The sequence below is a fragment of the Bradyrhizobium sp. USDA 4472 genome, from assembly GCF_054058595.1.
The window spans coordinates 94,573-114,980 of record NZ_JBSSAM010000002.1 but is presented as its reverse complement, the minus strand read 5'-3'; the positions used below and the strand labels follow the sequence as shown (position 1 = coordinate 114,980).

Annotated in this window: 13 protein-coding genes; 5 read left to right on the top strand and 8 right to left on the bottom strand. The window is 59.0% G+C overall.

What is annotated here, in order from left to right:
- Positions 1 to 841: 841 nt before the first annotated feature.
- The 8 genes from ACVWZ4_RS36040 to ACVWZ4_RS36005 form a co-directional block, all read right to left on the bottom strand.
- Entirely contained in the window at positions 842 to 1,306 is a 465-nt protein-coding gene (locus ACVWZ4_RS36040) for a lipocalin-like domain-containing protein (protein WP_456705379.1), read from the bottom strand.
- A gap of 211 nt (positions 1,307 to 1,517) precedes the next feature.
- Positions 1,518 to 4,061: an ATP-binding protein gene (locus ACVWZ4_RS36035; protein ID WP_456705380.1), complete on the bottom strand. Its 2,544-nt coding sequence runs from the start codon at positions 4,059 to 4,061 to the stop codon at positions 1,518 to 1,520.
- Between the two features lie 340 nt (positions 4,062 to 4,401).
- On the bottom strand, positions 4,402 to 4,539 hold the full coding sequence (locus ACVWZ4_RS36030) for a hypothetical protein (protein WP_456705381.1): 138 nt from the start codon (positions 4,537 to 4,539) through the stop codon (positions 4,402 to 4,404).
- 1,346 nt (positions 4,540 to 5,885) lie between these two features.
- Positions 5,886 to 6,176 carry a hypothetical protein gene (locus tag ACVWZ4_RS36025; protein WP_456700490.1) on the bottom strand — a complete coding sequence of 97 codons (291 nt, stop codon included), beginning with the start codon at positions 6,174 to 6,176 and terminating at the stop codon, positions 5,886 to 5,888.
- Positions 6,176 to 7,831, bottom strand: coding sequence for an IS66 family transposase (gene tnpC, locus ACVWZ4_RS36020; protein WP_456700491.1), 1,656 nt, complete (start codon positions 7,829 to 7,831; stop codon positions 6,176 to 6,178). Before tnpC ends, ACVWZ4_RS36025 begins: the two co-directional genes overlap by 1 nt.
- A gap of 71 nt (positions 7,832 to 7,902) precedes the next feature.
- The gene (gene tnpB / locus ACVWZ4_RS36015) at positions 7,903 to 8,250 is read right to left on the bottom strand and encodes an IS66 family insertion sequence element accessory protein TnpB (protein ID WP_141340086.1); all 348 of its coding nucleotides are present in this window, start codon (positions 8,248 to 8,250) and stop codon (positions 7,903 to 7,905) included.
- Positions 8,250 to 8,669 carry an IS66-like element accessory protein TnpA gene (gene tnpA, locus ACVWZ4_RS36010; protein ID WP_310880253.1) on the bottom strand — a complete coding sequence of 140 codons (420 nt, stop codon included), beginning with the start codon at positions 8,667 to 8,669 and terminating at the stop codon, positions 8,250 to 8,252. The genes tnpB and tnpA overlap by 1 nt, the downstream gene beginning before the upstream one ends.
- Positions 8,670 to 9,177: 508 nt before the next feature.
- A complete protein-coding gene (locus tag ACVWZ4_RS36005) occupies positions 9,178 to 10,335 on the bottom strand; it encodes a winged helix-turn-helix domain-containing protein (protein ID WP_456705383.1) in 1,158 nt (385 codons plus the stop codon).
- 164 nt (positions 10,336 to 10,499) lie between these two features.
- Between ACVWZ4_RS36005 and ACVWZ4_RS36000 the strand changes: the two genes are divergently transcribed.
- From ACVWZ4_RS36000 to ACVWZ4_RS35980, 5 genes are all read left to right on the top strand, one after another.
- Positions 10,500 to 10,712 carry a DUF1127 domain-containing protein gene (locus ACVWZ4_RS36000; protein WP_456705384.1) on the top strand — a complete coding sequence of 71 codons (213 nt, stop codon included), beginning with the start codon at positions 10,500 to 10,502 and terminating at the stop codon, positions 10,710 to 10,712.
- Between the two features lie 836 nt (positions 10,713 to 11,548).
- On the top strand, positions 11,549 to 12,013 hold the full coding sequence (locus ACVWZ4_RS35995) for a hypothetical protein (RefSeq protein ID WP_456705385.1): 465 nt from the start codon (positions 11,549 to 11,551) through the stop codon (positions 12,011 to 12,013).
- Between the two features lie 206 nt (positions 12,014 to 12,219).
- Positions 12,220 to 15,441: a CHAT domain-containing protein gene (locus ACVWZ4_RS35990; RefSeq protein ID WP_456705386.1), complete on the top strand. Its 3,222-nt coding sequence runs from the start codon at positions 12,220 to 12,222 to the stop codon at positions 15,439 to 15,441.
- Between the two features lie 548 nt (positions 15,442 to 15,989).
- Positions 15,990 to 19,226, top strand: coding sequence for an adenylate/guanylate cyclase domain-containing protein (locus tag ACVWZ4_RS35985; RefSeq protein ID WP_456705387.1), 3,237 nt, complete (start codon positions 15,990 to 15,992; stop codon positions 19,224 to 19,226).
- A 670-nt stretch (positions 19,227 to 19,896) separates the two neighbouring features.
- On the top strand, positions 19,897 to 20,154 hold the full coding sequence (locus ACVWZ4_RS35980; RefSeq protein WP_456705388.1) for a PilZ domain-containing protein: 258 nt from the start codon (positions 19,897 to 19,899) through the stop codon (positions 20,152 to 20,154).
- Positions 20,155 to 20,408 lie beyond the last annotated feature (254 nt).

Below are 20,408 nucleotides of genomic sequence, written 5' to 3'. Positions count from 1 at the left end.
AGCGAACTGCTTCAACTTAATGGGTAGTCCAACAGTTGATCGCGCTCGATTGGGGACAAGCCATTAACAGCCTGCAAGCGGCCGATCAGCCTTCCGAGTGACATCTTGTAGCCCTACCTGAAGTTCAGGGGATTACCGTCTTGCTCCGCTAAAGCAAGGAAGCACTAGCAGCCGCGTGACTCCAATTGCGCCCAAAATTGTTCCGACCTGGAGGCATTGCCGGGATCGCCTGGGCGGTTCTCAACAAGGGACGCGCCTTCGAGTGCGTCAAGACTGAGGAGACGGCGTCCTGATGGCCCGACCCTCGCGCCGTGCTCGGGGCCCTCAAGGCGCAGCCTGGCAGCGTAGAGCAAGACGTCAGGACACCACGACGGCCGGCCTTGACGGCCTCTTGCGCGCGGCGCGTCTGCGCGCGCAGGCCCGGACGAAGGAACGACCGCCAGACACGAACAAAGGAGCAGCGCGAAGTGAGCAGCTATCGAGATGACGTAACCAACATCCCTCACCCGTCGAGGTCTGCGAGAGGATGACACGACGATGGAAGATCGGTCTTCCCGGCGCATGCGAACACTGGTGACCGAATGGCCCGTTCGAGGCCTGTCCGCCAATCAGCTCGAATGCGCCCTGATATCCATGATGGCCCGGGGCGTAGCTCGCTCCAATCAGAGGCGGGATACATTGATGCAAGACCGCCATCTGACAGGTTGACGAAATCTCTTGCAACGCGGGGCCGGACCAGTTGGGTCAAAACCGACGATCGAGGCTCCTGCGAGCCTCTCCGGTTTCCCCGACGGCCCGCCCCGGGCCAATCGCGGACCTTGTGTTGAGTTGAAGAGAAGACCTAGCGTGCACGCTTTGCCCGCTCGAAGATCGTTGTCGCCACCCCACCGCCCGATGAGTGCGGGTCTGTGAAGTGCAGCTCATCACCCCTGATAACAAACGAACGTTTCGTGTTCTTGCCGTCCCAGTTGGGAAATGTCGCACGCTCGACTTGAAACGTGAAGCTCTTGTCCACCTCGTCCACGACGTAAGTGCCGCAATGGGCGAAGCTTCCCGAAACAACAGCATTGCTTTCATCTGCCGTCGGGCTGGAACGGCTGTCCGACGCAAAATTCGGGAGGCCACTGGAAATAAAGATGATTGAATATCGCCCGATCGGATCGAACACCAGATGCCCCTTAGCGTTTGGGCCATAAGTATCCAATCTTTCGCCGTCCCGCTTGGTTACGACGGAAACGAGCGTCCACGTGCCTTCCAAATCCTTCGGATCGTGGCTAACTAAAGGGGTGGGTTCCGAATTGCGCATGGGCAATCCTCCTTCCTTGTTCTGGAAAAGCATTCCAGTCAGGCACGATTTTGATTTAAGGGAACGCCTTGCGGCAGCAAAGGCACCGACAATCTAAGGCATCAAATAGATCGAAAGTTGAACTAGCGCATAGGCCGGTCAAAGCGGGCTGATGTCCGAAGTAGGTCAATCGCGGCGGTTGGCCCGATCGACGCCGCGTATGCTTTACCACTCATCGTCGACATCGATGCACCGCGCCCAATTTGTCATGGGCAGACATAGTGCGTGCCTCCGAGAACCTTCCGATTGCTTTCGTAGTTCCGGACGGGATTTGCGTCATATGGTGCAGAAGCTCGGCAGCCTGAAACGGCTTGATCAGCACCGAAATATCCTGTGCGATTATCGCCTCGACGGTCTCCGACCTCATGTCGCCCGTCATGATAATGGCTGGAACGTTCCAGCCGAGCGCGGCCCGCAGCGCCCCGATGCTCTCGACGCCGTCGATCGAGCCACGCAAATTGTAGTCGGACAGCACCAGATCCGGGCGGACGCTCTCGCTGTTCACGAGCGTCAGCGCTTCATCCCCCGTCGCCGTGACGACCGCCTCGATCCCCTTGGCTTTCAGGAATCTGGCGACCGCCGTTCGCACCGACGTCTCATCCTCGATGATGAGGACCTCACGTGCCGGCAGCAAATCAACTTCATTTGCCGCACTCCGCGGCACCTCGGGTACATCGCTGCGCGCTTGCACACGCGGGACTTCGATGGAGAAGCGCGTACCCTTGCCGACTGTGGAGCTCACATGGATTCGATGGTCCAGCAAAGTCGCCAGTCTCCTGACGATCGCAAGACCCAGTCCGAAACCGCCACGCTGCAGGCCCTCCGCACCCTGATAATATTCCGCAAAGATGTCTGGCAGTTGATCAGGCCCGATTCCGACGCCACTGTCCCAGACTTCAATGCGAATATTATCGCCGCTGCGGCGGCACCCCAGCAGGATCCTGCCTGCATCGGTATACCGGGTCGCGTTCGACAGCAGGTTGCGCAGCATTTCCTCGAGCATGCGTTTGTCGCTGCGGACCATCGCTCCAGAACGCACCAGGCACCATCGCAGACCTTTTTCCTCGACCGAGCGGGCAAAGTCGACGGCAATCGAATCGAATATGTCGTTGAGCGTAAACTCGCTCAGCGATGGCCGCACGCTGCCGGATTCGAGCTGATTGACGTCGAGCAAACTCGACAGCATGCTGGACATGGTGTCGAGCGAACGGCCCATATCGGTGACGAGCTTGCGCCCTTCGCCATTGGAATGATGCTGCTCGAGCAAGCCTTGCAGGAATCTAAGGGTTTGCAGCGGCTGCCGCAAATCGTGGCTTGCCGCAGCGAGAAAGCTGGACTTGGCGCGGTCGGCCAACTCCGCCGATTTACGCGCGAACGAAATCTCCTGCTCGGATCGTTTACGAGCGGTAATATCAGCCGCGAGACCATGAATGTGCGCAAGCTTTCCGGCTGCATTGAATTGGGCGACGGCAATTTGCTCTAGCCACACTTCGCCGGCGCCGTCGGGACGCCGATAACGGAACGTCACCGCAAGCGATGGCGCATCGGGACGCGCGCCATCCGCGCATTCGATCATCCTCGGACGATCATCGGGATGGATCTGTTCGAGCCAGACTGAGCTATCGAGGGACTGCCTCGATAGAACACCGAGAATTTGTTCGGCATTCGAGCTGTACCGAACCTCGCCTGCGGCTACGTTCCAGTCGAATGTCATGACTCCGCCGGCGCGAAGCGCTTCCTGCAGCCGAAGCTCTCGTTCCAGAATGCTGGTCTCGTGAAGCCGCCGTTCGCTGAAGAGCGCCGCCAAAACCAGCGCGCCGAACGACGCTGCCAGAATCGTCGCCTGGGCGGACAGGATGCGTTCTTCGACCGGCAAACGCGGATCGCCAAACACACCGACCGCAAAGGTCGTTGTCCAGACGATCGTGATCGCACACATGAACGTTGCCGCAGCGGTGAAGGCGGGCCGAAGGCGAGCCGCGATCCAGACAACAAGCGGGCTGAGGGTGGCAATTGCCAGCTCAAACGTCCACGGCTGGTTCGGCAGAAAGACCATGCCCGCGCACAACATCGCGGCCAATGTCAATGCCACGCCTCCTTCCGTGACTTCGCGGCGCGGTGGAAAGTCGCGTATCAGCGACGCGACCCCGATCGCAAGTGGTGCAACGGTCACGGCGCCCAGCGCGTCGGACGTAAACCAGTGAAGCCAGATGGTCGGGATCGATGCGTTCGAGGTGTGAAACAGCACAAAGCCGAGCGTGCCGACGAACCCGGAGAGCGCCGTTGCGGCGATCGTGGCCGCGAACAATCCAATAACGCGCTGCAGCCGATCGAGCTCGAATCGCGAGCCGTGGAAGTGCTCGACGAGGGCGGCGATAATGACGGCCTCTATGGCGTTCGCGAATGCGAAGAAGATGGAGCTCGACAAATTGCGATCGCCCGACAGATTAGCGACGAGCGTCGCCGCCACCACGCCGATGACAACCGGCCACCGCGCGGCCGAACCCGCCCCGATCAGGATACCGGAAGCAACCCCTGCGGCCGGCCAGAACACGGCAACGCCGTCAGGTTCGGCGAGCAGGAAGAGGCTCAGGCGCGCAGCAAGAAAATAGGCAGCAGCCACGACAAAGATGACAGCCACGTAGACTGCCCATGCCGGCTGCTTGCCCGGCGGCCATACTGGCTCAACCAACAACGCCACGCTCGATCCGCCCATCGCCGAGGATGGGCAATCCTACCAACCAGGTCGCGCCGGTGGCAACCGAGCCATGTGCGACGTCGGCTCGCCGCACTGCAAAAGACAGACGTGGCGCGCGTGATCCTATGGGGGCAAAACCCGCACTCACCGGGCGACCTAAGCTCGTCCACTATGTCCTGAAAACCGGAAGTCGGCGTAACAGCGAACAACCAACTCACGGCGGAGAGACAGACATTTAGACGGTCGCAGCAAACCAGTCCCATCGCCCGGCCTTGCCCTTAAACTCTTGAGAACTGTGATATCGTTCATCCGAGATCGTTCACTGCTCGTCTGGCGGGATCTCGCCGCCTTAAATCATTCAAACGCGCTCTTCGGAAAGTAAGTGATAGCGGAAAGCAAGATCTGCGTAGCGCCGTTTGAGGGAATGCTGCTGCGCTTCGTGCACCAGACGCACGAACTCAGCAGCGCGATTGTGGGACTCAGTAACACTTTTCATGACCAGCCCTCCGAACGAACGGCATTTATGTCGACGTCACCCGCGAGGCCAGACTGGATCTTCAGGTTGATTATCCATGCGGGCTCAAATTGGAGCTGTTGGGCCAGCCTCGTCCCGCCATGCTCGCTCGCCGCAAGCGCACGAGAAGAGTCGAACGGAGCGGCCGTTGGTCGGGTCAAGCAGATGTTGCACCAACCAGGCTCAGAGCGGAGCCGCATCTGGAGCAGAGTGGTTGCCGATCCTTATCTGCGGAGACGTTTGCTGACATGCGACGCTAGTAGCATACCGGAGTGGCGAGGGAGCCCTCCGGGCGAGTACGGCGTTACCGCTCTTGAGCCTAGCCGTTCGTTCCTCTCGGCGCAGTTGCTTACCGTGCTGGCTAGTTTGCATCGACGAGATTTTGCCGATGTCGGCAATGGGTCAATCAAAATGCGAAGAGAACTCTGGTTGAGCAGATCTGGTCCGTTCTGCCGCAATAAGCGGACCTCCGTCCCGCGCGGGGCACTTCGCTGATGGGCCAATGCACAAGTCGCTGCGCTCCAGCCCGCTGCGCGGGAGCAAGAGCCGACAGGGCTGTAGCCGATGGAGAGGACAGCGATGCCGCGGCGGCAGGTCAACACGATTAACGGGCGGGATCAAGCGCGGTCCAGCACCCCGGTGTGGCAGCCACACCGGCCCACTATATGGAATGACAAAAATTGCCTTGACGAAAGCGCCAACCAGTTTGCTTGAATGTGCGGTCGATATCCCTGCTCGCAAGAAATTGATTCAAACCATGCCACTGGATATTGATCGACCGATTAATCGCGCAGTGGTTCTCGGATGCGCCATTTCTGCCACGCGCAACTATTTGAAATTACACAGGTCGCAAACATTAAAAATACTCTTTTGCAACACTCGTGCCGAAACGCGGAAGTTGTGGAAGCGTTCTGCCTGGTTTGCCGCCTCTCGAAGCAATGCCCGTCGATCGATTCACCGGCTGCCCGTTGCTGCACTTCACCCACCTGCCGAGATACCCACTGCACTCTCCTCGGTTCCCTGGCATGCAGAGATACACGCCACCTCGTGCTCGCGTCGCGCTTGCCATCGAACGCGGCACCCGACATGCGATCCTCACAGCGCTCGCTGCTCCGCCGGCGCCCTACCTCCCGTGACTTCGTGCCTTGGCGCTTTTTGGACGCCGGCCAGTGGAGCCCTGAGGAGCCTCCTCGTTGCCGGCCTCCAAAAACCTGCACATTTCCGGATTCATGCATTGCAGCAAAGGCGAACTCTATTCGACAACCCCGTCGTGAGTGCCGTAAGCATGCGGCGTAGGCCGCGGGCGGGCTGGTTTGTCCGGTTAGCGGCTAAACCTCGGGCTTTTCGGCCTTCGGCTTAACGATCGCCGCGAGTACCTGGCGGCGTTCTTCAATAATCCAAGGAGCGTCCTTGTGGATTGCGATCAGCTCTTTGAGGTTCTCGATCCCGTCATCGGTGAACGCCATCACCCCGTCTTCACCGACGCCGACGACCCATAGCTGGCCATCCTCGGTGTCCATTTCTTCGGCGACCTCGAACAGCCATTCCCCGTCTTCGCCGAGCATCTCAGCAACATGGCTGAGAGTGAACACGTGGCTAACCTTGTTGACGTGTCCCATCAAGCCGCCTGTGCCGCAAGGCCTTGCTGTTGCGCTGTCTTCCAGTTCCAGGGCAGCAGCTCATCGAGCCTGTGGGCGGAGTGGGTGGCGATGCGAGCGAGTACATCGGCGAGCCAGGCCTGAGGATCGACGTCGTTCATCTTGGCAGAGACGATGAGGCTATACATGGCGGCGGCTCGGCGCCCTCCGCGGTCGGACCCACAGAATAACCACGACTTTCTGCCCAATGCGATGCCGCGCAGCGCTCTTTCGGCTGCATTGTTCGAGAGGCAGACGCGGCCATCGTCGAGGAAGCGGGTGAAGGAGGTCCAGCGCTTGAACATGTAGTTCATGGCCTTGGCCAGATCGTGACCGCGGGTGAGCTTGGCGCACTGCTCGCGCATATAGGCTTCCAGATCGGCGACCAGCGGCGCGCTCTGCGCCTGGCGAACAGCTCTTCGGTGATCGGCGCTTTGGCCATTGATAGAGCGCTCTATCTCGAACAGAGCGTCGATGCGGCGCACGATCTCCATGGCGACGGGCGAGATGACGATCTCCTGCTTTCCGGCCGCTTTGCGCCGCGCGTTCTCCTCAAGATCCGCCATGGCGAAGAACGGCCGCCGGGCATGGACCCAACAGGCCGCTTCCCTGATAGGCCCAGGACTTCGCTGGGGCTCGTAGAGTTTGGTGTATCCACCGAAGGCGTCGGCCTGCAGGATGCCGCTATAGTTGGTCAGATGCGCCTGCGGATGCTCGCCCCTTCGATCGCGCGAGTAATAAAACATTGCTGCCGGCGGATCTGAGCCGCCGAAGGGGCGGTCGTCCTTCACATAGACCCAGCATCGAGCGACATCGCACTTGCCCAAGGCCAACACGGGCACGGTGGTGTCGTCGCCGTGGAGGCGTTCAGCTGCCATGACGTGGGCTTCCAACAGGCGCGATAGCGGCTCCAATACCGTGCAGCAAGCCCCAACAGCGTCGGCTGCGGTCGACAGACTGACGGGCACGCCCTCCAGCGCGTAACGCTCAGTCTGCCGGTTCAGAGGCTGATGCTGGCCGAACTTCTCATAGAGGAGCATGGCCAGCAGGCTCGGCCCCGCCCATCCTCGCGGAATCACATGGAATGGCGCCGGTGCCTGACTGATTTTCTCGCAGTCCCGGCAGGTGAACTTTTCCCGCACCGTCTCGACCACTTTCCACTGGCGCGGTATTGATTCCAGGGTCCGGGTCACATCCTCACCAAGCTTGCGCAGGCGATTGCCGCCGCAGCATTCACACGTCGTTGGCGAATCGATCACCACGCGCTCGCGGGGAAGATGATCAGGGAAGGTATTGCGTTCGGGACGCGTGCGCGTAAATCCGCGCACGGTCGTTGTCCTGGCGACAGCTCTCTCGGCCGCAAGCTCGTCTTCGGTGGCGCTGGATTCCAGCTCTTCAAACGTAAGCGCTAACTGGTCGATCAGACGAGACGAGCGTTCTGATCTTTGCCCGTGGACCTGGCGCTCAAGCTTGGCGATCCGCAGCTTCTGGCGGGCAATCAGCGCACTGTCTTCCGACGCCTTGGCACGGGCGACCGCAAGCTCCGCTGCAATATCCAGAGCCTTCGCGCGTTCGCTCGCCAACGCCTCTTTCAGAGCGGCTATGTCTTCGGGAAGAGCGTCGCGAGGCGTGTCCATGCAACCAGAGAATCACAAATTCAGTGCTTTGTGGTGCCCCAAAATGCGCATGATCTCATATTTTATTTCGCTCAGCCGGCGCTCTGCGGTCGCCATGTTAGTTGCGGATTCCTCCAGTCGATCCCTTCCAGCATATAAGCCATCTGAGCCGCTGAGATCGATACCGCATCTCCCGACGTCGCAGGCCAGATAAACTTGCCGCGGTCCAAGCGCTTGGCATACAGCGACATGCCTAACCCGTCGTGCCAAAGAATCTTGAGCAGATCACCGCGGCGGCCGCGGAAGATGTAGAGATCCCCCGCATGCGGGTCACGCTTCAAACTCTCCTGGACCGCGAGCGCCAGGCTTTGCATGCCGCGGCGCATGTCTGTGTGACCGGTGGCAATCCAGACCCTGACGTTGCTTGGGATCGGAATCATCACCGCCTCAGAAGCTCGAGGACCCGCTGCAGTGCTTCAGTGTCCACGTCACGGTCAACGCGGACCCGACAGCCGCTAAGCTCGATCTCGATTATGCCTACCTTCGCGCGCTCTTTAGCCGGCGATGGCCTTGTCTGCGCGACCACGGCCGATGCCGGAGTTGGTGTCGAAGTGATCTCCACAGGAACAAGCAATGGCGCTGCATCCCCGCCCAGCCGACCCTCGCGCGCCAACCGTCGCCACGTGAACAACTGGCTCGTGGACAACCCGTTGCGCCGCGCCGTCGCCGACACCAACCGGGAACCATCATAACTCTCAGCAACGATCCGCTGCTTCTCGTCCACTGTCCAACGACGGCGGGCGCCAGTCGAAACTACTTCCAATCGGGAGACCTTCGAAATAGGCGTATGGTCAGTCATACGCCTATGTCTTCATCCTCCGTCCTCAGCGCGCAAGGCGGCCCTCGCCGGAGCGATACGCTTGTCCCGACGCTGGCCTATGAACTTTAGCCCTCCGGCACCCCGGCCATTCGCATGCCCTGACAAAGGCGCTCAAGCGTGGAAATGTAGGTCGTGTTGTCGCTTACTCTGTGGGCGAGCACGCGACGGATGGTAAATTCGGGGCTGAGCGCAAGTCCGGCCCGTACAGCCGCTCGCGCCTCATCTACAGCGCCGAGTGCGCTTAGAGCACCCGCTAACATAAAATGGGCGAGAGGAAAGTTACGGTTAGTATCAATGCTTCGCCGAAACCAATCGACGGCTTCGGCATCCGCGCCCAATTGTATCTTGGCCCGGCCTATAGAGTACATCCAGTAATGGGCATTCTTATCGCGAGGGGAGAGCCGAAAAGCTTCAAGTACATGGGCTTCGGTCTCGGCAGCTCGACCCAAAAAATATTTGCCCGAACCAATAGAGTTATATGCGCCGGCTAAATTGCGGTTAAGCGCCAATGCCTGCTACCGATTCCTTCAGCGGCGCGTTTTGTAAAAATGTAGGCGCCGCCCAATATCCAGTGTGCCACCGCATAGTTTGGGACCAGTGAAAGCGCCTTAATCGCATTTGTTTCAGCTTCTGAATAGCGCGAGGCGCGGTCGTCGGTGAGTAAGCTGCTAGCCATACCCAGATCGACGGATGCCATTCCCGCAAGCGCCACGAAATTTCGGTTATTGATGCTCAAGGCACGTTCAAAAAAGGCGCGCGCTCGGGTGAAGTCGTCGGACGTGAATGCCTTGTTCAAGCAAGCCAAGCCTTGAAAGTTGAGGTCCATTGCATCGGGATGAAGCGAGCCCTCCGCCCTCCGTGCCTCGACCTCAACTAGCTGGGTATTCAGTGTGTTAGCGAGCCGCGATACGATCTCGTCCTGCATTTCGAACAGGTCGGCAATGGGCTTGTCAAAACGCTCGGCCCAGAGGTGATTGCCCGTTTCCGCATCAACCAACTGCACATTCACCCGGATGCGGTTGCCACCACGCTGCACCGAGCCCTCAAGCACATAGCGGATGTTCAGCTCACGTCCTACCTGCCTTAGATCAACCGCTTCGCGCTTGTAGGTAAACGCTGTGTGTCGACCGATGACAAACGAGCCGCTGATCCGTGACAAATCCGTGATTAGGCTCTCAGTTACGCCATCGACGAAATATTCTTGTTCGGGGTCGCCACCGATATTCGCAAACGGCAAAACGATAATTGACAGACGTGGCGGGCCTTCCGGACGGGCGAGATTGCTTTGGCTCTGCTGGTCCTGAATAGTGGCTACCGAACTAGCAGGTGATTTCTCTGTTTCCCGCACCGCACCTACGAAGCGGAAACCCTTGCGCGGCAGCGTTTTGATCAGGCGCTGTTCTTCGCCGGAATCCCCGATTGCGCCCCGGACGGCATTCAGGCGGGTTGTCAGCGCCGCGTCCGATACGCTGCGCTCATTCCAAACGGCTTTGATGAGGTCGTCCTTGCTGACAACCCGCTCCCTGTTGCGGATCAGGTAATCGAGCAGATCGAACACCTGTGGCGCGATGGCGACGACATCGCTTCTGCGGTGCAGTTCGCGACGGACCGTGTCAAATGTGTAGTCCTCGAAGATATAGCGCAAAGCACCATTCTCCCTGGCATCTTTCGGATATTGAAAAGCGCTCCTGATGTGGATTGGACCACAAAGAATAAGCGTGTGGTAAGGGAAATGTAAGCCATTCATTAAGCGCGCCGACCCGTTTTTCGGCAGACTTCGGTCGAAAGCGGATTTGAAGAGGTGCAGCTATGAAGACGATCGAGTCGGGACAGACCATCGCTTCGACACAGCATGTCTTCCGCGTCTTCGAAGCATATTGGTTTGCGTTTCAGGCGTGGCGGGAACGAGAGAAGGCGCGAGCCCAGTTGTACGCTCTAAGTGATAGTGACCTGAGGGATATGGGCATTACCCGGGGCGAGATCTACAATGTCACCGCGAACTATAGCGAACCGGGGCGTTGATACAGGTTACTGGGCCGCCGGTTGGCATAGCGAACGAAGTGAAGGACTTCGATAGATCCTTCGTTGGTGCGTGCCAGAGCTCCGGCCCGAATGCCTCTTCTCGGCCGTTCTCTTGAAAAAGGGCGGCAGTATTTCATTGTAATAGCTTCGTCGCGAGGAGGCCGAACTGCTCTATCGCCCTATCCGAACCTCGGGGCGGGCATCGGGATGAGCTTGATCATCTTTCGAAGGTTCTGGGCGGATGCCCGACCGTGGCTTGCGACCGTAGCTTTTGGCGCTACATGCGAAATGCCCCGTAGTTTTAGCGGGGTTTGGAGGAGCGGATATCCTCTGATATCGTTGTTGAAAAAATCATTAGCGGCAGGCGCCTAACCTACGCTCGGAGAAATGTCTCTCTTCGCTGCTGCCAGGCGAGCAGAACAACTTGACGCATTTTTCAGGGCAGGCTTCGCCCGAGGCTGACATCACGTCGCTTATTGCTCAGTCGCAACGTTGAGATGCAAATTGCGGGCTACTGCTCACAGAGGGTAATCGCGCTGCAATGCGGTTTCCAGTGGCAGGCCGGACTCCCGCGCCCGCTTGGTCTGCGGTTGTGGCCGAAGCTGATGTTAGTCGCGCATTTTCGCAGACGGACGGCCGGCGACCTCGTTCCGAATGTGGAACGAGGAAAAGCCTTTTCGGCGGATATTGACCGCAACGATCTAATCAAATTATGCTCTGGAGAGTATTAGATTCTAATGTTTTATCACTAGATCGCCCCCCACGGTGACAGGCCCTTATGCCTGTCGTGCCCACCACACAATTTCAACTCGCTCCATGTCTGCAAGGAATTCTTCATGCTGAGCAAGCTCAACTATTACGTCGCGAAGAAAATCAGGACCCCTCAAAATCTGGCGATCTTAGTACTGTTAGTCATGTCATCGACAGCATGTTGCTGGGATGTAGCCCGTGCTCAGGACTCATCGTCCCGCTACGGGATGGGTGGTCGTATCAGGGATTTTAAGGAATATCGTCAGCAAGCGTCGCAGACGGGTCAGCCCTTCCGAATTGAAGGTCATTGTCAGTCGGCTTGTACAATGTTCCTGCGGCTCAGAAATGCGTGCGTCGATCCGAATGCGGAGCTTTTATTTCATGCGGGAAGCGATCAAAAGGCAACCCAGAGCATGCTGAATTCCTATAATGGAGCATTGCGCAGCTATCTTCTAGCCAATCACATCATGGACACTACCTCATTCACGACAATCTCCGGCCGTGACATAATTCATCGATTTGGCTATCGGGCGTGCTCACCGAAGACGTAAGTTCAAGGCTTCTCTGGCTGCGAACTCTGCCTATTCGTAAGAATGATCTTCGTCGTGCCTGTCCAAAATTGGCGCTTGAAAGCACTTCTGTCATAGGCGTGTCCGAGCCGATCTAACCCGTCAACCTCGATGTCCGCGAAACGACTTGTTCTGTGCGGATGGCGCAGTTGGCTGCGAGGTGGGGACTTCGAATGATAAGCCGGTCGATGTTAGCGTTCGCGCTAAGCCTTTCATCGGCATTTGCTGCATCAGGTGCGTTTAGCCAAGAAGCTGACAAGTGCCAGTTTAACCTCGCAGCCGAACGGCACGACTGCAGCTCGTCGTCGATTGGCGCGACTTCGATCATTAAAGAAAGCTCAGCAGAGGGTTCATCCTCCCCGAGCTTTCTTCCTCCGCCGCCATCGATTGCGGACATCACAGCTATTCTCGACAGCGAGAAACCTGATCCCATACTGTTGGCAAAGATCAAATCTGCCGCCGATGTAGAACCTGCGAGTGATAGCTCTGAGAATGCCTTGGCTATATTCTACTACGAGCGATCCGAGGCTAGACAAATCCTGGGCCGGATGACCGAGGCATTTGCCGATGGTCAGCGAGCACTTTTTGCCGCAAGACAAGCAGGAAACAAGGGACTCACGATACGAATCGGGATGCTGAACCAAGCCTATTATGACTCAGTCGGGGACTTAAAGAGCGGCATGGCAGCATTAGAGGGTTCGATTGCAGAGGCCAGTCACCCTCAAACAACGGGCAACCTATTTCCCCTGCACCATACGGCGGTCGGCGTCGCGATCCGAATGGGAGACATGGAGAAAGCTGAAGAGCACCTCCGAAAAGGCCTTGCGCTCATCCAGGAGGCTCGGCGTAGCTGGCGCGGCTACGCTGTCAGAGGAGCGTCGTGGGAATGCTCCATCGCATTGATGCAAGCGCGCATATTTGCCGCACGCGGCCGGTTCAGCGATGCCGAGAGTGCGTTTCGGGAAGCGCGCGAACTGAGACTGAAATCAATAGAAGCTTTCAAGAAACTCAAAGAGACAAATCCAGATGTGCCGCTGGTTTCCGAGCAGCAACGGCAAGCGGACGCTTTTTTATTGAATATCGCCGAGATGAAATCCCGGCAAGGACGGCTCGCAGAAGCCGAGCTGGACGCTCGCACTGTATTGCTTTCTCGCCTTAAGGCCGACGGTAAATACAATCCTCTGATAACCAAATATGTGACCGGCCTAGCGGGCATTCTACGACTGCAAAGCCGCTTTCCAGAAGCCGAAAAGCTGGTGCGGACAAGCCTTGATATCCAGCGGACGCTCGGTATCGGAGACGATCAATTCAATAGCGCCGCTGCATTGTCCTTGCTAGGTGTAATCTTGACCGGTGAGAAAAGGTACGCCGACGCGAACGAGGCGTTCGACATGCTCCTAGAAGCAACCGCGAAATGGGAGCCGGGTCAGCGTGAAGCCCTGCTGTCGAAAGTCTCGCGGGTCCATGCACTGTTGATGGTCGGCCGAATTGAAGAAGCTTTGACCGCTGCTCAGGCGCTGGTTGATTATCAGGTGGCAAGGGTCGGTGAAGGTCACTACGACAGCGCTTCCGCTCGTGGATTCTACGGGATTGCGTTGATGCGCGCTGGCAAAGACCCCGAAGCTGCCCGCGAATTTAGAATTGCATTGCCAGTCTTGCTGGCTATCGTGCAAGAGAATGTTGCCGATGGGGATGAAGAGGTTAGGGCCGAGGCCCAGGCGCGACTTAAGTCGATCGTTGAAAACTATCTTGTGCTGATGGCACGAACGCCGGTCGCCGAGGACGGCCTTGCAGCCAGGACATTTGCATGGGCTGACGCGATCCGTGGCCGCGCGGTACAGAGAGCATTCGCAGAATCAAGTGCACGGGCCGCTGCGACGGAGCCAGCGCTCACCGAACTTGTGCGCAATGAGCAAGACCTCAGCAAACAGGCGCGAGCACAACTCGGCTTGCTCAACAACCTCTTGAGTGTGCCATCCAGCCAACGGGATGAGCATGTGCTGCAAAACGTCGAGAAATCGATTGCGCAATTGCGTTCTGATCGCGACGCGGCTCGTACCGAGATCAAGGAGCGCTTTCCGTCATACGCCGATCTAGTAAATCCCAAGCCGCCGAGCATCGATCAGATTCAGGACGCTCTACACGACGACGAGGCGGTGTTGTCTTTCTACTTCGGAGACGACGCAAGCTTTGTCTGGGCCGTACCAAAGGCCGGTCCCGTCGCTTTTGCTTCCATCGCAATTGGACCTGCGGAAATCAAGAGCAAGATAAAGCAGCTGAGAAAGGCATTGGACACTGAAGCGGCACTTGTTTCCGATATTCCTCCATTCGATGTCGATCTCGGCTATCAACTTTACTCTCTGCTTCTGAAGCCGGTCGAGAGTAGCTGGAAACGGTCCAGGACGTTAATCGTGGTGACGAACGGAGAGCTTGGCCTTTTACCGCTTTCACTGCTGCCTACCGTCCCCGCTCAAATTGACGCCGGCGAGGACGTACTGTTTTCCAGCTACAGGCAGGTACCATGGCTCGCGCGAACACATGCCGTGACGATGGTGCCCTCTCTATCTGCTCTTCGCACCCTCCGTAACCTGCCGCCTGGCAAACCGACGCGCAGTGAGCTGATTGCCTTCGGCGATCCCTACTTCTCGACCGAGCAGATGGAGGCGACGAAACTCGCTGAGGGCTCCGATAACGCCGCAGCGCCGCTTGCGACGCGCGGACTTCCGCTCAAACGACGTAACTTACCCAAGCTCGGCGTCGATAGCGCTGAGTTGGCAATATTACCGCGTCTCCCAGACACGGCTGACGAACTAAAGTCGATTGCGCTTGCGCTTCGGGCCGATCCCGCCAAAGTGCTCTTTCTCGGGGCGGATGCCAATGAGGCAAGGGTGAAGGCGGCCAATCTTTCAGAGTTCAAGGTACTCGCGTTTGCAACCCACGGCCTGCTACCAGGCGAGCTCAACGGCTTGAACCAGCCAGCCTTAGCGCTGTCGGCACCAACCGTTTGGGGCGGCGACGGTGATGGCCTTCTCACGATGGAGGAAATTCTCGCGCTGAAACTCGACGCCGATTGGGTTGTACTCTCAGCTTGCAATACCGGCTTGGGCGACGGCGCTGGCGCCGAAGCAGCTTCCGGCCTCGGTCGCGCCTTCTTCTACGCAGGGACCCGTGCGCTTCTCGTGACGAATTGGTCAGTCCATTCGCAGTCGGCGCGCGAACTCGTCGCCGACTTGTTCAAGCGTCAGTCGGACGACAAGAAACTAGCGCGCGGCGAAGCGTTACGGCAGGCGATGATCGCAATGATCGATGGGCCAGGTTACACTGATTCAGCTGGAAGAACCGAGTTCGCTTACGCGCATCCGCTGTTTTGGGCGCCCTACTCCGTTATAGGTGACGGCGGACGTCGTTGATCAATAGAATAGTAAGCGATTCGGGCCTCGCAGACATTGGAAGCCATTCGCCAGCTTTAGTGAGCCCTGCCCTTCGAGTCTGCTCGCGCGCAAACTTGTAGATTATTACCGTAGTTTATCGCGTGAAGCCGGTAGCGCCAGCCAAAAACTCGCGAGCACTCAATGCGTTGAATGCCCATGTTCGTCGGAGCGGTGATCCGCCGTAGAAGCTCAGTAGCGGACGCCTCCCGGTTCGTCACGACTATCCCGCGGGGGTTAATCTCCGGCTCACGGCCTCTTGGCAACCATGGAGGCGTCCGCCCCTGCTGGGCGCAGCAGTTCCGACCACCCACTGCCTGGTATCAGGCCGTTGCCGCCGCAGAACCACATACACCTCACTTCAACTCGCACTAACTCGCACTGCTCTACTTAGTTACTCAGCAGGCTCAATAATTTAGCAGGCCCCCTAGCTGTCCCAAATCGCCTTACGCGAGGACGCAAAGGCGTCTCCGGTTTTACCTTGCGGTGCTTGCGATGTGGGCTCATCTTGAGCGTCACGGAGGGTCGTCGTGCGCTGTAATGACTGTGGACATGACAACCGGGTAGAACGCAAATTCTGCGCGTCGTGCGGCTCCGCACTTTCGCTCGACTGTCCCGCCTGCGGTTTTGCCAACGAGCATGGCGCACGATTTTGCGGCGAGTGTGGCCGCGCGCTTGGAGCGAACGCTGCCGCAGCTAAACCAGCCGCCACCGTCGACGAGGACGAAGGCGATCGCCGTCCCGTCACGGTGCTTTTCTGCGATCTCATCGGTTTTACGCCTCTGTCCTCGACACTGGACCCCGAGGACGTGCGCGCGGTGCTTAAGCGCTTCTTCGCGATGGTCGACGCGATTGTTGACCGCTTCGGCGGCACGATTGACAAGCACATCGGAGACGCCACCATGGCTCTATTTGGAGCACCGCGGGCGCGCGGCAATGATGCGGAACGAGCGATCCGCGCAGCTCTTGAAATACAAGCCAGCGTGCCGGCCCTAGCATCCGGTCTACCCTCCTCCCTAGCGATTCACATCGGGATCGCAACCGGCGAGGTTGTCGCCAGCGCGTTGGGCAGCAGCCACCACCGCGAATACACGGTCACCGGTGAAGCCGCCAATATCGCCGCGCGGCTGCTCGACCGCGCCGGAGCCGGCGAAATCCTGGTGTCCGATCTCGTCTATCAGGCGACAAAACAAGTCGTTGTATTCGAGTCCACGGGTTTGCTGACGCTCAAAGGTGTGGCGCGTCCGATGGAGGCATGGCGGCCACTTGAAATGAAATCGTTGGCTCCGGACGCGCAGAGCTTGGTCGGCCGGCGCTCCGAGCTCGCGCAGCTTCGCGCCATCCTCAACGCCTGTGTCGACGGCACATCCGGAACTGCGGTGCTGATCCGCGGCGAGGCTGGGATCGGCAAGACGCGGCTGCTGGACGAGCTGAAATCGATTTCTGTAGCGATTGGGATGACCTGCGCCGCTGGTTTTGTGCTCGATTTCGGGACAGCGCGTGGCCATGGTGCGGTGCGCACCCTGGTGTCCAGGCTCCTGGAACTCGCCCCGGGCGCTGAGGCGGTCGCCGTCGAGGCCGCGATCGAGTCAGTGGTGGAACGGGCACAATTGCAGACGGATGACACGCTTTATTTTCGTGATCTTCTGGAAATACCGCACAGCGACGCCGCTCGAAAGTTCTACGAGGCGATGGATAACGCGGCGCGCAACAGCGGCAAAGAGCGCGTGATTGCCGCGCTCGTAAGATGGGTGGCAAGGCAAAATCCTCTGCTCATCACCATCGAGGACGTACACTGGGCCGACGCCGAAACGCTCAGCCTGCTCGCGGCGGTGAGCCGTGCGACGGTGTTGAGCCGCACCGTGCTCGTCATGACCACGCGGCTCGACGGCGACAAGCTCGACGCACAATGGCGCGGCATGACCGGCGAGGTAGGCATCGCGACTATCGATCTATCGCCATTGTCGGTGCGGGACGGGCTGGCGATTGCCAGACGTTTCATCGACGCCTCTGCATTCGCCGATCAGTGCGTCGAACGCGCGGGCGGTAATCCGCTGTTCCTCGAGCAGCTGCTGCGAGGCGCCGGCGATTTGACGGATGGGCGCCTGCCCGCCTCGATCCAGAGCGTGGTGCTGGCGCGCACCGATCTGCTTTCGGCGCCTGACCGCCGTGCCATCCAAGCAGCGTCCGTGCTCGGCCAGCGCTTCACTCTCGCCCAGCTCCGGACGTTGCTTCATGACCCGAATTTCGTCTGTGATACCCTGGTTGGCAACGTGTTGCTGCGTCCGACGGCCGACGGCTTTTTGTTTGCGCATGCGCTGGTTCGCGAGGGTATCTACGGTTCGATCACAAACGCTCGCAAACGCGAACTCCACGCCGCAGCCGCTGCGATATTCGTCGACGATCCGGTGCTGCGCGCCGAACATCTGGATTGCGCCGGCAGTGCGGAGGCGCCGCGTGCCTATATCGCGGCGGCAAAGATGCAGGCCGGCCTGTTTCGGCAGGATCAGGCCATCACCCTGGCGTCACGCGGCCTTGCGCTCGCAACCGGCGGCGGGGAGGCAGTTGAACTTGCCACCCTGCTCGGCGACCTCCAGCAGGATGCCGGACGCGGCACGGAATCACTCGAAGCGTACGTTCGCGCGCTGGCGGAGGCCAGCGATGCCGCGGCCCGCTGCCGCGCCCTGATTGGATGCGCCGCGGCAAACCGATTGACGGCTCGTTTGGAGGACGCATCTGCATCGCTATCCGATGCCGAACCTCTTGCCCAGGCGCTCGATGACAGCCGCTCGCTTGCGGAGATCCACTACATCAGGGGAAACTTGCATTTCGTGCGTGGTCAGCTCAATGAGTGCCGCACCCAGCATCAGTCCGCGCTCGAAGCGGCCCGACGGGTGGCATCGCTGGAGTGGCAAGCCCGTGCTTTGAGCGGTCTCGCTGACGCACTCTACATGGATTGTCGAATGGCGACGGCGCTGCAGCATTTCACAGCCTGCGTCGAGCTCTGCGAGGCCGACGGACTAGCAAAGATCATAGCGCCCAATCGCGTCATGATGGGACATTGCAGAATCTATACCTGCGACTTCGATCGCGGCCTTGATGATATGCGCGCAGGCAAGGATGCTGCCATAAGGATTGGCAACCGACACGCCGAAATGTTTGCGGTGCACTCGATTGGCTTCTGCCTGACCGCGGCGGGGCGATATACTGAGGCAGTACGAGAGCAATCGCAAGCACTGGAGCTTGCGCGCTCACTCAATGCTCGGCGTTACGAGGCGGTCATCCTCAGTCATTGCGCGGAGGTGATGCTGGCCACAGGTCGCCGCCAGGACGCGCTGGCACTGGCACGTCAAGGGCGAGATATCTCGGAGCAGACCGGCCACGGTTTTGTCGGCCCGATCTTTTTTGGACTTCTTGCCCTGCTAGAAGACCGGCAGGAAGATCAGGAGGCTGCGCTTGATGCCGCCGAGGCGCTGCTCGAGCGCGGTGCCGTCGGCCACAACCATTTTTGGTTCCGCCGTTACGCCATCGAGCGCGCGATTTTGCTCGGAGACTGGGATGAGGCCGACCGCCAGGCCGACGCGTTGTTACGTCGGACTGCTGATGAGCCGCTCCCGTATGCTTCCTGGGTCGCCCAACGCGGTAAGGCCTTGGCGCGGTGCGGGAGAGGCAAGGATGGTGACGAAGAACTTAGGCTAGTCCTCGAACCCGCGGCGGAAGCCAACATGCGCATCGACGCGCTCGGTGAATCATTGCGCACGCTCTAATTCAAGGCGTGCCTTATCTGCTCAGGCACTCCGGATTCGGTCAATCGCGACGGTTTTGGTCCAGTAAGGTTCGGTCGCCCCCCTAACAGCCGACATTTCTCCGGCCGTGGGATGCGGCGGCTCCGGGCCAAAGGACTAAACCGCTCGCGCGGTAAGTTCGGCAGCCCGCAGCACGGCTGAGAGATAGCGCAACGGGGCGTCCTGTCTTGAGACTGAGGGGTTCGCAACCTTCACCCAGAACAGGAGCATCCCCATGACCGACGAGGCAGTGAGCCCGTTGCGCCGGCGCATGATCAAGACATGACGATCCGGAAGTTCGCGCCCAAAACCCAACATGACTATGTGTAGCGGGTCAAGCACTTGGGCTGTTCTCTATCGGGTTGGCCGAAATTTCGGGCGCCTTCCAGATCACCAGACGTTTCGACATGGCTATTCTTCACCTGTTCATCGGCTTTAACCGATAATTCAGTCAAATCCTCTCGCACGCCCATGTAGTTGGTTCTGGTGGTGCTCGCGCTCGGTGCGATCGGTGCCGCCTTAGATGGCGCGATGTGCTAGCAAAGCCGGGCGTGATCGATTAACGGACCCCTAATTGCTCCCCACAAATCGGGCGGGACTTTCCCTGACAAGTTTCAACAATTTCTCACCTGTCGCCTGTAGTCTCGCGATCATGGAAAAACGCTACGTACGCCGGCGGCGCGTCTTCAAAGCCGCGAGGATCGAATTTCCTGGGGGCGCCCTCAGCTGCGTCGTCCGTGACCTGTCGGACGGCGGTGCCAACTTGGATGTACCAAGTCAGATTGGTATTCCGCACGAATTCATGCTGAGCATCCCGACGGCGGAATTGCGCCGGCCGTGTCGAGCGGTGTGGCGTTCGGCCAAGCGGATCGGAATAGCCTTTGCTTCCCGAGACAAAGTGGGGTCGTAAGCCTCAATTCGAGCTCTGAGCTGACTACTGATCGTTGGCCAAACGACATCAGGATCTCGCAACTTCGAGCCGCGTTTCCTCTGCCAGGGCTGCGGCAAGCTGCGGCGCCGATCTCCGGCCCGTTTTGAGCGAGGTGACCAGCGTCGAGCGATAAAGGCGAAAGAGGCCGCCAACTGAGGCGGCCTTACTCTTACTCTCTTACTCTTGCTTTTGCTTGGAGTGCATCGCGGCGAGTTCGGCCTCGAACTCGACAA